At 63.2% G+C, this 10,607-nt stretch carries 12 protein-coding genes; 5 read left to right on the top strand and 7 right to left on the bottom strand.

What is annotated here, in order from left to right; translation table 11 throughout:
• Positions 1 to 358: carbon-nitrogen hydrolase family protein (locus tag AC1DVT_RS13540; RefSeq protein WP_477389580.1), on the bottom strand; the 358-nt coding region annotated here is incomplete at its 3' end.
• Between the two features lie 74 nt (positions 359 to 432).
• Positions 433 to 1,155 carry a potassium channel family protein gene (locus AC1DVT_RS13535; RefSeq protein ID WP_477389579.1) on the bottom strand — a complete coding sequence of 241 codons (723 nt, stop codon included), beginning with the start codon at positions 1,153 to 1,155 and terminating at the stop codon, positions 433 to 435.
• 196 nt (positions 1,156 to 1,351) lie between these two features.
• Here AC1DVT_RS13535 and AC1DVT_RS13530 point away from each other — a divergent pair, with 196 nt between their 5' ends.
• Both AC1DVT_RS13530 and AC1DVT_RS13525 read left to right on the top strand, forming a co-directional pair.
• Positions 1,352 to 2,428: a type I restriction endonuclease gene (locus tag AC1DVT_RS13530; RefSeq protein ID WP_477389577.1), complete on the top strand. Its 1,077-nt coding sequence runs from the start codon at positions 1,352 to 1,354 to the stop codon at positions 2,426 to 2,428.
• A gap of 681 nt (positions 2,429 to 3,109) precedes the next feature.
• The gene (locus AC1DVT_RS13525; protein ID WP_477389576.1) at positions 3,110 to 3,772 is read left to right on the top strand and encodes a nuclease-related domain-containing protein; all 663 of its coding nucleotides are present in this window, start codon (positions 3,110 to 3,112) and stop codon (positions 3,770 to 3,772) included.
• A 242-nt stretch (positions 3,773 to 4,014) separates the two neighbouring features.
• Here AC1DVT_RS13525 and AC1DVT_RS13520 read toward each other — a convergent pair whose 3' ends face one another.
• From AC1DVT_RS13520 to AC1DVT_RS13510, 3 genes are all read right to left on the bottom strand, one after another.
• Positions 4,015 to 4,392 (bottom strand): hypothetical protein, encoded by a 378-nt coding sequence (locus tag AC1DVT_RS13520; protein WP_477389575.1) that lies wholly within the window; start codon positions 4,390 to 4,392, stop codon positions 4,015 to 4,017.
• A 146-nt stretch (positions 4,393 to 4,538) separates the two neighbouring features.
• On the bottom strand, positions 4,539 to 5,093 hold the full coding sequence (locus AC1DVT_RS13515) for an RNA polymerase sigma factor (protein WP_477389573.1): 555 nt from the start codon (positions 5,091 to 5,093) through the stop codon (positions 4,539 to 4,541).
• On the bottom strand, positions 5,090 to 5,476 hold the full coding sequence (locus AC1DVT_RS13510) for a hypothetical protein (RefSeq protein ID WP_477389572.1): 387 nt from the start codon (positions 5,474 to 5,476) through the stop codon (positions 5,090 to 5,092). The genes AC1DVT_RS13515 and AC1DVT_RS13510 overlap by 4 nt, the downstream gene beginning before the upstream one ends.
• 427 nt (positions 5,477 to 5,903) lie before the next feature.
• Between AC1DVT_RS13510 and AC1DVT_RS13505 the strand changes: the two genes are divergently transcribed.
• Entirely contained in the window at positions 5,904 to 6,245 is a 342-nt protein-coding gene (locus AC1DVT_RS13505; RefSeq protein WP_477389571.1) for a nuclear transport factor 2 family protein, read from the top strand.
• Between the two features lie 513 nt (positions 6,246 to 6,758).
• Here the strand turns inward: AC1DVT_RS13505 and AC1DVT_RS13500 are convergent.
• Positions 6,759 to 7,649, bottom strand: coding sequence for a hypothetical protein (locus AC1DVT_RS13500; RefSeq protein WP_477389570.1), 891 nt, complete (start codon positions 7,647 to 7,649; stop codon positions 6,759 to 6,761).
• A 515-nt stretch (positions 7,650 to 8,164) separates the two neighbouring features.
• Here AC1DVT_RS13500 and AC1DVT_RS13495 point away from each other — a divergent pair.
• Together AC1DVT_RS13495 and AC1DVT_RS13490 are read left to right on the top strand one after the other, a co-directional pair.
• Positions 8,165 to 8,698, top strand: coding sequence for a hypothetical protein (locus tag AC1DVT_RS13495; RefSeq protein ID WP_477389569.1), 534 nt, complete (start codon positions 8,165 to 8,167; stop codon positions 8,696 to 8,698).
• A 288-nt stretch (positions 8,699 to 8,986) separates the two neighbouring features.
• Entirely contained in the window at positions 8,987 to 9,832 is an 846-nt protein-coding gene (locus AC1DVT_RS13490; RefSeq protein WP_477389568.1) for an AbiJ-NTD4 domain-containing protein, read from the top strand.
• Positions 9,833 to 10,145: 313 nt separating this feature from the next.
• Here AC1DVT_RS13490 and AC1DVT_RS13485 read toward each other — a convergent pair.
• On the bottom strand, positions 10,146 to 10,607 hold a 462-nt coding region (locus AC1DVT_RS13485), incomplete at its 5' end, for a TCP-1/cpn60 chaperonin family protein (RefSeq protein WP_477389567.1).

Below are 10,607 nucleotides of genomic sequence, written 5' to 3'. Positions count from 1 at the left end.
CTCTAAGAGAGAAGGAGTAGCCCTGGAGGCCAGGGGTGAATGTGGTCCGTTCGTTTTCGTAGAGGTGCTGCTTGTCGTAAGCGGCAAGCGGCGGTTGCCGCGGCGTCAGCACGAGGTCCGTCAGGGAGCGGCGGTCACTGCGATCCAGTGCGGTATTGAGGACGACAACGATGCCCGTTTCGTCAACAGCGCGCTGCACGTAGGACAGCCAGGTCAGGTCCGTAAGCGTCGGCAGGGTCCCAGCAAAGATGGAGTCGTCGTACCCAGTGACGAACGCTTCGGGGAACACGATGACATCGACACCCGCCGCCACGGCCCGCCTGATGTAATTCGCAACCTTCGCGAGGTTGAGGTCCACCGCGCCGAGCGTAGATTCGGCCTGGACAGCGCCTACCCTCAGCGTCATCCCTCGATCTTTGCAGTCAGCGGTCCTCATGCGGCGGGTCGGAGCTCCCGAATCATCGCTTTCAACTCCGCGACCTCGGCGCGGAGTTCCTCGACCTGCGACTCGGTTGCCGTCGCTATCGTTTGGGTTTCGTCTGAGACCCGTTGCACGATCCAGGATGCGAGCGTCGCTGTGACGACACCGATCAGGGCAATGCCACCGATCATCAATGCAAATGCCACCCCGCGGCCGAGGGGGGTGATGGGGGTGAGGTCACCGTAGCCGACGGTGGTGATGGTGGCCAACGCCCACCAGATCGCGTCGCCGAAGGTCTGGATGCTACCGCCTTGGCCTTGCTCGGCATCGAGTACAGCCAGACTGGCCAACAGGATCGTGAGTAAGGTTGCGCCGACCGTGTACACCACGACACGGCCGCGAAGGCGGCTCCCGGCGCCCCGCTGGATGATCGCGAGGATCGTCAAGAACCGCATCAGCCGTAGTGGCCGAAGCATGGGCAGAAGTACGATCAAGAGGTCGAGCAGGTGTCGCGTGAACCATCGTCCGCGATGTTCGGTGATCGCCAGTCGTACGGTGTAGTCGACAGCGAACACCGCCCACATGGCCCAAAGGATCGCCTCCGTGAAGGCGGCCGACGTCCCGTTCAGGTGCGCGATGATCTGGACTGCGTAGGCGAGAAGGAAGACCACGGCCGCGGCCATGAGCGGCCATTCGACGGTCTTCTCCCAGCGAGCGAGGCGTTCCCCATACATGCGCCGATTATGGCGGGTCGCCGACGTTGGTCCCACATCGAGGCTCTTGCTATGCGCAAAGGCCTAGAGCTCGCCGAACCTGATCTCGGCAACGATGCGGCGACACCGGACACGCACCGACGGGTGTCACGGGGGTGTCGTGACACTCGGATACGCTCAAGCTCATTCGTGCACCGAATGAATATTGGGGAAAACRATGGAGTTTGCGGACCGTCTCGCGGCGCTGGCAACCAAAGTGCGAAATCAGGCCAAGGCGATTGGCACCGAGGAGGCCACGAAGAACGCTTTCGTGATGCCGTTTATCTCGACGATACTCGGCTACGACGTTTTCGACCCGCTCGAGGTCGTCCCCGAGTTCACGGCAGACGTGGGCACCAAGAAGGGCGAGAAGGTCGACTATGCGATCGTCCGCGACGGTGAAGTCCAGATCCTCATTGAGTGCAAGGCCTCCCTCGGCCAACTCAAGATCGAGCACGCATCGCAGCTGTTCCGCTACTTTTCGGTCACGAATGCCCGGCTCGCGGTGCTCACCAACGGTGTCGTGTGGCAGTTCTACACAGACCTGGACGCACCAAACCGGATGGACGCCAGGCCGTTCCTCGTTCTCGACCTGCTCGACATCGACGAGACGCTGATCCCGGAGATCCAGAAACTCAGCAAAGACAGCTTCGACCTGAACTCCATCATCAACGCGGCCGAGGAACTCAAGTACGTCGGCGCACTCAAGCGCGAGATCGCGCAGCAGTTCCGCGAACCCTCAGACGAGTGGATCAAGTTCTTCACTGCACGGGTCTACGAAGGGCCCTACACGCAGAAGGTTCGTGGGCAATTCACCACACTTGTCGGGAAAGCCTCGAGGCAGTTCCTGACGGAGAGCGTCAACGACCGGCTGAAGACCGCCCTCGGCGTCACGACAGTGGCCGTCGATGACGCCAGCATTGCCAGCGAGCCCATCGTTGCCGATGATCTGGATCGGGACACCGAGATCGAGACCACCCTCGAAGAACTCGAGGGCTACCAGATCGTGAAGGCGATCGCTTGCGGAGAGGTCAAGCCACAGCGGATCACACAGCGCGACGCGAAGAGCTACTTCGCTGTCCTGCTCGATGACAACAACCGCAAGCCGGTCGCGCGCCTGCACTTCAACGGGAAGGTGAAGTATCTCGGGCTCCTAGACGACGACAAGATCGAGACCCGTCACGCGCTCGACTCACTCGACCAGATCTATCAGCACGCTGACGCGATTCGCGACGCCGTTAAACGCTACGCCTGACACCCGTCACCCTCGAACGTGGCCGGATGCGCGCATTCGGTCCTGGAACGCCAATCCGACCAGGTGGCCCCGGTTTGCTGCCGGACTCGTGGGTACAGACTCGACCCATTGAGGGATGCTCAGTGCGCGATGGCGGCCATGGCGAGGGTCGTCCATCGGTTGCGAGCGCTCGAGGGAGCGGAGGTCAGGTGGAAGGCTGCGCATTGCGGACAGGGGTGGATGCCCACCTCGCGGCGTCGGTTCGACGAGGACCGGAGCCTGCGCAACGCAAGGGCGGCCGCGTAGATCGTCGGGTATGGAATCTTGGTGCAGGCGTGCATCGCCGGCCCCTTTCGCTCAAGACTGAAAAGGATCGACGTGCTTCGCCATTTGGACGACCAGCGTCTGAATCTGCAGCTAGACAACTCAGACCCGTGGGCACCGTTCGGTGTGATTCCGAGGCAATGATGCCCTGCAGATCGTGGCGATAGCAAGGCTGCCGGTGGAGGGCCGCAAAGCCGCCGGACTGGTACGGTCGGCGTCGTGATGCTGGAACTGGGGCCGGACGACAAGCGAATGGCCTTGCGCTATAACGGCACGTGCCGGCTGTGCGGGACGACGCTTCCCGCCGGGACCGATGCAGTGTACGAGCGTGGCTTGAAGACGGTCCGCTGTGTCCACTGCCCCACGGAGACCGAGCCGGTGACGATCGCGGCACCCGAGGCAGGTGTCGCGGGCGCATCAGCGCGTCGCGAGTTCGAGCGTCGCAGGGACGCCCGCGAACAGCGGATCCGGGAGAGTCACCCGAGGCTCGGCGGTCTGATCCTGGCCCTGTCCGATGACCCGCTGAGCACGACAGCGTGGCGGGGCGGGGCGGTCGGTGAGGAGCTCCTCGCGGAACGGCTCAAGGATCTGCCCGACACCTTCCGGGTCCTGCACGACCGGCGCATCCCCCGAACTCGGGCGAATATCGATCACATCGCTGTCGGCCCGTCAGGGGTGTGGGTGATCGATGCGAAACGGTACAAGGACAAGCGGCCCGCATTACACGTCGAGGGCGGCATCCTCCGGCCGCGCGTCGAATCCCTCCGCATTGGCGGACGAGACGGTAGCAAACTCGTCGACGGCGTCCGATCACAAGTTGATCTGGTCACCGCAGCCCTGGACGACGCCGGGATTCCCGTCATCGGAGTGCTCTGCTTTCTCGAGGCAGACTGGCCACTCATCGGCGGCTCATTCACCGTCAACCGGATCCAAGCCGTCTGGCCTCGGCTACTCATCAAGCAGATGATCGTGGAGACCGCGGAGACCCTCGACATTGAGGCCATCCATGCCCGCCTCGCCGCAGCCTTCCCCGCGGCCTAAAGTTCCCACACTCTCGGCGACCCTCTGACCGGTCGACCGGCCGGTCACAGATCTGCCGTGGCTCAGATGTCGGTGCGCGCTTGAGAGCCCGCCGAATCAGCGCCGCAAAATCGGGGTGATCGGACACTGCCCGCAGAGGGATCGTCGGTGATCCAAATCAATCGGGCTGATCCGACTCGAGACGGTGGTCACCGTGAGCTCAACTACTTGCTCGCTCAGGACCAGTCGCGGCCGCATTCACGCTAATCAAATTGGAGCCACAGGTAGTACGTGGCATAGAGGCTGACCAGTAGCGCGGTGAGCCCGATGCCGATCCAGCCACGCGCGATTGCCTTCGACCTTCTCGGCCGGCGCTTCTCGGGCCACGCCTGGACGATGGACGTGATCCCGAGAATCACCGCAACGGTCGCTGTCGCTGCGAGGACGACAATGGCCACGAGGTTGCTGACAGCCAGCGCCGTAGCGAATCGGGGATCACTCAAGGTGCCCTGCCTCGTGGCTATGAATAGGCCAGCAAGCGCGACGACAAGGCCGACTATCGGCGAAGCCACCGCGAAGACGACACTCCATGTTCCGCGCGTGGTGGAAACTGGTTCGAGCACCGGATCTGAACCATCCATGCGCCGACTATCCCATCGCGAGCTGCCTCACGGGCCCGCAGAGGGATCCGATTAGTGCGGCACGAGCTGTCCTGGTGGAGGCGCGCGACCTGCCGACGGCGGGACGGGATGGGCCGGATACATAGGTTGTGGGGTTTAGCCGCTTGTCATTCGACGTCGCCGCTCTCGACGAGCTGTTCGCGGAGGACGGTGCGTGCGCGGGACAGCCGGGCGCGTACGGTCGTGGCAGGTTTGCCGACGATGCTGGCGACCTCTTCTTGGGTGAACCCTTCCCAGTAGACGAGCCTCACGATTTCCTGATCGATCTCCGGCAGGTACTGGATGAGTTCTCGAACGTGGTGGGCAATCGCGGGATCCAGCCCCTCGAGGGAGCCATCTGCATGCGAAGAGTTCTCGATGGCGAGCGTGGCGCGAACTCGGTCGGCGAGTGCCGATCGACGGATGTGGCCGCGACGGTGTTGCGACAGCACCTTGCGGGCGATCCCGAATAGCCATGCGCGGAGCATGTCCGGCTCGATACGGTGGCGCCCGCTGCTCTTCCATGCTGCGAGGAACGTYTCGCTGACGAGGTCCGCGGCGTCTTGCACGGGAACACCCCGCCGAATGAAGAACCCCAACAGGGTTGCTGCCTCGCCCCGGAAGAGCTCAGTCAGGTCCCCGCTGGCCGCGCTGACATGCGCGCGCGTCACTACGCCGGTCAATGCAGTTGACCCGTGCAGTCAGAGGTGAGTTCGGCTCCCACGCCGCCGCTGAGATCCTCCAACCCGAACTCAAGCAGGACGTCCCACACAAGGAACAAGCTCATCGAGTGGGATAGCGCATCCTCGTCGGAGTATTGGAAGTCCTCGTCGGGGAGACCGCCGGCCGAGTCCGGGAGCACGTCCCATGTCCCTTGGGTGTCACCGGTGAGCACGAGTGCGAAGTCGTAGATCCGCTGCCCGATGCCAGTGAAGTCGTGGGACCGGTAGTAGTCGATGACCTCGGTCGGCTTCGGCGCGAAGAACGAGCCGCCTTCGATCGTCGCCGTGCATTCGACCTTGATCCCGGTGTCGGTCGTGTACTCGATCGCAATCGGAACGTCCACGCGAAGATAATCATCGACGACCAGGGCGCCAGCGGTGAGAGCGCCCACAGCTCCAAAGACGCCCGGCACCAGCCACAGCGCGCGCCGCCTGCGCGAGGTCCGCCCGTCGACACTTGCGGCCTTCGTCTCCAGTACCAGCGCATCAAGCGCCGCCTCCGTCGCGACCGAGGCCGCGAACGACGGACTGCTTCCTGACAGCAGCTCATCAACAGTTGGCTTGCCCACGGTGCGTCTTCCAATCACCCAGTGACCACGGACCGTCCGCCGTCATGGAGGTAATGGCCGGCACTGCGCGAAGTGTGACACGAGACCCGGAACATTCTCTAGATTTCGCGGCCGACGCTACCTCGCGAGAACCAGCCGGGCCACAACGTCGAGACCGGCTCCGCCCCGGCGTATGCCGATCAGTCCGCGACAGACTCGGCTTGTGCTGGATGAAACGTTGAGGCGACTGTTCGCTGCTGAGAACACCCGCGACTGGGACGCAGTTGCACAATTGCTGCACCCTCGGGTGACCTGGTTACTCGTTGGCGACCGCACATCTTTGATCGAAGGACGGGACGAGTACGTGGCTCGGCTTGAAGCAGCGTACGCGGATCGGCCGACTGCTTGCTTCGAAGTAGTGCGGTGGCGAGGCTCCGGCCGCGGTCGGGTCATGTGCGAGCTCGTCGATGATGAGGGAGCCATGTCGGTCGAGCTGTTCGATGTTGAGAACAGCCTGGTGGTGCGCGAGTGGGAGTTCCTGTTCGGTGTGCCCGTGCCCGTGTAGGGCGATGTCAGGGTGTCAATGAGGTCGGTGTCAAGCGCCCGCTGAGCGACCGGCATCCGCCCCAACCCTCGGATACCGTGAGCCTGTGATGGAATACCGCGTTCAGTTCGCGAACTACTGGTCGGAGAAGAACGGGGACGAGGTAACGGACGCGACGATGTCGCTCGAGGACGCGCGGCGCTGGGTCTCGAATCACCCTCAGAGTGAGTACGTCATTCTTCAGCGCGAGGCTGACGCGCCGGGGTCCCTCTGGTCACTCCTGTCACTTGAGAACGAGTGCTGATCGTCCTCACGGTCGATGTCGCGCATGCCCGCCCCTGAAGTTGAAGAGTTGAGCGCCACCGCCTGGATCAGTCTGAGCGCCGGTTGTCACCGGCACAATCGAGGCCCGCTGAGCGACCGTCTTCGGGCGTGCTCAGGCCCGCTCGCGTCCGGCGTCATGCGGGCACTGCGAGCGCGAGGACCCGCGGCCGACTCCATCGCAGCGCTGTTGCGCGACGGGCTGCTCCATCTCTAGACGATCCGGCCAGTGGCGCGCCACCGGGCTTCCGCGGCGCTGTCGTTGTCATGCATCATCTTTCGGAAGTCGGCAAGTTGTGCCCGCTCAGCGTCGAACCTGCGCCGGTGTTCGTCAGCCCACGTCGTGTCACCGTCGCCGAGGATCGCGACAACTCGCGCGACGAACTCGATGGCATCTTGGAGGAAGTCCTGTACATCGACCCATTGCCCATCGACGTCCACACAGAGCGCAACAGGTACCTCGGTCGGAGTCAGCTTCCTCAGGGGAAGCGGATGCGTGCACTCAACGATCACCTTGCCGTCCCGCACCGGTGTCAACGGAGCCCACGCTATTCCGGGCCGGTCAACGCCGGGCACGGCGGCTATCTGCGGTGCGAACAGCATCGCGAACAGCACGTCTGGCATCGTGTCGAGCACGAGCGGATACCGATGCTTGTCGCGGTTGTTCGTGCGATTCAACCAGCGAATGACAGGCTCACCGGTGACGAACGGCTGGATCTGTCGTAGCTGGGCGAGCACGTTAACGTCGAGGACCTGCGCATGCTTTGTTGCTTCGAACCGGGCCCAGTCGTGGGCTGTGTGCGCGATCGGAAACTTGATCGCACCCTGCTCTGCAGCGTTGTACCGGCCGGCCTGGTCACCACCCGCGGCCACCCAGAGCGCATTATCTAGCAGGCTCCGCGCGCGACCGATGATGTCGCGTAGCTCTTCCGACCAGCCCCAGGGGACCAGCTCTCCACCTACCGCGGTAGTGTATGTGGCTCGAGTGCCGAGATTGGAAAGGCGAGGTATCGCCATGACCGACGCTCTCAGATCACGCTCGGCCCGTCCTGTGGTGTAGATGAAGTCGCGAGTCTCTTTAGCGAGGTACTCGAAGCGTCGCATCAGCGCAGGGTCAACCACCGGCTTACCTGAACCAGGGGACCTTGCTGTCATAGTTCGTTGATCCTGCTTCCAGGGCCCGAAGTTTTGTGTCGCGATGCGGCTTTGGCAGTCAGGAACCTAGAGAGTTTCTGGGCCTATCTGAATGGTCTCGCGACACCAATGTCGAGCCTAGAGGCTGATCGAATACGCTCGGTTAGTGCATGGACGCACGAGTCCTGAGAGCGGCCAGTGGCACTTAGACACTTTCGCCGTCCGCGCCGCCACGGACACGCAAGCCTCCCTGACGACGAGGCCAGCCGAACGAACGCAACCGCGCGCACGAGGACCGCCTTACGGACGGGCCACGAAGGCATCACGCCATGCCCGCGCCCCGAGCCGACGGAGTGGAAACACCCGAACTCAACCGGCATCAGACGCACGCCATGTCAGACGCTGCCGCCCGCCAACGCCACTATTCGGTTCTGGACCCATGACTGTCGCAGAAGAACTTCCGAGTTGCGCATTATGTTGAGCCTGTGGACCTGACGACCGATGCCGCGCCGTGGTGGTACGTGGCTGTCCTTGCTGGCGCCTTCACCATCCTCGGTGGTCTAATCACATGGCTTACGTCACTCATCACGGAGGCCACGAAGGCGAGAAGAGAACGTCGACATCGGTGGGACGAACGCATGATCGACCACGTCACTAGGGCAGTGACGTACGCCGCTGATTTCGATGACGACATCAAGGATGCGAACGCGCGTTTCGAGGAGGAAGTGCGGCAGGGCCAGAAGCTGAGGGCGGCGGGCGAAGATCCAGGATTGCTCAGCAGATATGGTACGGACTACGCGTCCTTCGAACTACTTCGGCGCGAGTGCAACGCGATAGAGCTCATTGCTCACTGGCGAGTGAGGGACGCGGCTGGCCGACTCGGGTCGGCAGCGTTGATCACCAAATACTCATGGGGATACCCGAAGATCGGCGGGGAGTCTCACCCTGAGCGTATGCAACCACTCCGAAAAGCTGTCCGGAACTTGCAAGAGGCGGTCAGGACGTCCGCCGGACTTTAGATGCCCCTCCGCCGCAGGCGCCGCCTCACGTCGCTGTGAGCGCGTGCTGCTGACCAGAGGGACCGTCGCGCGAGCGTGCCCGGTCTGGGATTGTGAACGGATGCGCTCCCAGCTCCTGCTCATCGGTGGTCGATCCGGAGTTGGCAAGACAACCGCGGCGCTCACCCTTCACGAACGACTGCGCGATCTTCATGTGAGACACGCCGTGGTGGAGGGGGACTACTGCGTGGTCGGGTTCCACATCGTTCATGCCCGAAGTCCGGAAATCCCCACCGGTAGCCTTGATCTATGGCGTCATTCTCCGAACGGCACGGCCTCAAGGAGGTCCGATCCGTCGTCCAACACGAGAGCCTCGACGAGGCTACGCGACGCGAACTCTGGAACCTCCTTGCGGTCCTGCCGAAGGAGTTTGGCAAGTACTACCAAGACCCGACCGAAGAGGGCGTGCTCGAAGCGGTCTGGATTTGGTACTTCGAGAAGCCGCGCGACGAAATGCCGTTCACCGGCGTGGTCTGGAAGATGATCAAACAGGCAATTATGACCCGCGAGTGGAACGAGGTGCTGGACCTCCTCGAGCGCTTCATGAAGGACTGGGACCGCCTCGAAACGAGCAAGTCCGAGGGACTCAAACGAGCGTTCCTCAAAGCGCTCAACGCTCGCTTCGAATCCGAGCTGGTCGGATACCGATTCATCGGTCTGGAAATCACCCCAGTCGACTCGAATGCCGAGGCCGATGCAATCGGCGCGGCACTGTCTGATACAGAGTCGATTGCTGGAGCGCGCCACGCGATCGACCGCGCAATCGAGCTGCTCGCTGACCGTCAGACGCCCGACTACCCAAACTCGATCAAGGAGTCGATCTCCGCTGTCGAGGCGGTCGTCAAGAAGGTGACTGGCGAAGGGACGCTCGGGGCCGGTCTCAAAAAGCTCGAGGACGCCGGACTTCGCATCCACCCCGCACTCCGGGAAGCCTGGTCGAAGATGTACGGCTGGACCTCAGATGCGGACGGCATCCGCCACGCGGGGATCGACGCGGCGAGTGCCGACCAGGCCCTCGCGAAGTACGCCCTGGTGACGTGCTCCGCGTTCGTGTCGTACCTGATCGAAGAGGGACGAAAGGTTGACCTGCTCTAGAAGCATGGCGTCGTCCGCGGATCCCACGCGAATCAGCAACGACGACTGCCGTTGCGAGCATTAGGGCGCCGTGCCCGCAGAGGGATCGCGGTGATCCTGCCGGAGTAGTCGCCGACCAGCTGCAGTAGCTCGCTATACCTGTCGACTGGCTTGCGGCAATGCCTTGGACCACAGGCTCGTTTCCATGCCCAACGTCGCGGGGTGATTGTCCACTACTCCAGGACTTGGCCGCGCCCACACGCCCCTCATTGCAGCTCCTTCGAGCTGCGTCATGAGAACGATGCCGAGTCGAGAACCGCGCGGCAAGCGGATGTCAGAAGTCCAATCCACCCGTCGGGTCACCGATGTGAACCGCGACGTCCTCGCGGTTCTCGGCGACGACGGCCTCGGTCGTCAGGAACAGGCCGGTGATCGATGCCGCGTTCTGCAGCGCCCAGCGGGTTACCTTGGCCGGGTCGATTATGCCCTGTGCGAACAGGTCACCATACTCGCCGGTGGCGGCGTTGAGGCCCCAACCTGCGGGCAGCTCGGCAACCTTGTTCACGACGACGTCGGGATCGAGACCCGCGTTGAGCGCGATCTGCTTGAGCGGAGCCTCGATGGCGACGCGCACGATGTTGGCACCGGTCGCCTCGTCACCGGTCAGCTCGAGGCCCGCGAGGGCCTTCTTGCCGGCCTGGATGAGCGCGACGCCACCACCGGGGACGATGCCCTCCTCGACGGCCGCCTTCGCGTTGCGAACGGCGTCCTCGATGCGGTGCTTGCGCTCCTTGAG

The organism is Microbacterium sp. P2_F9 (genome assembly GCF_056403635.1).
Note: the sequence above shows the minus strand (reverse complement) of the source record. Positions and strands in the feature narration are given on the sequence as shown.

Bases quoted from the DNA above. Each gene is read 5' to 3' on its own strand.
- AC1DVT_RS13535 (WP_477389579.1), bottom strand. From the start codon at position 1,155: ATGTATGGGGAACGCCTCGCTCGCTGGGAGAAGACCGTCGAATGGCCG.
- AC1DVT_RS13530 (WP_477389577.1), top strand. From the start codon at position 1,352: ATGGAGTTTGCGGACCGTCTCGCGGCGCTGGCAACCAAAGTGCGAAAT.
- AC1DVT_RS13520 (WP_477389575.1), bottom strand. From the start codon at position 4,392: ATGGATGGTTCAGATCCGGTGCTCGAACCAGTTTCCACCACGCGCGGA.
- AC1DVT_RS13500 (WP_477389570.1), bottom strand. From the start codon at position 7,649: ATGCGACGCTTCGAGTACCTCGCTAAAGAGACTCGCGACTTCATCTAC.
- AC1DVT_RS13490 (WP_477389568.1), top strand. From the start codon at position 8,987: ATGGCGTCATTCTCCGAACGGCACGGCCTCAAGGAGGTCCGATCCGTC.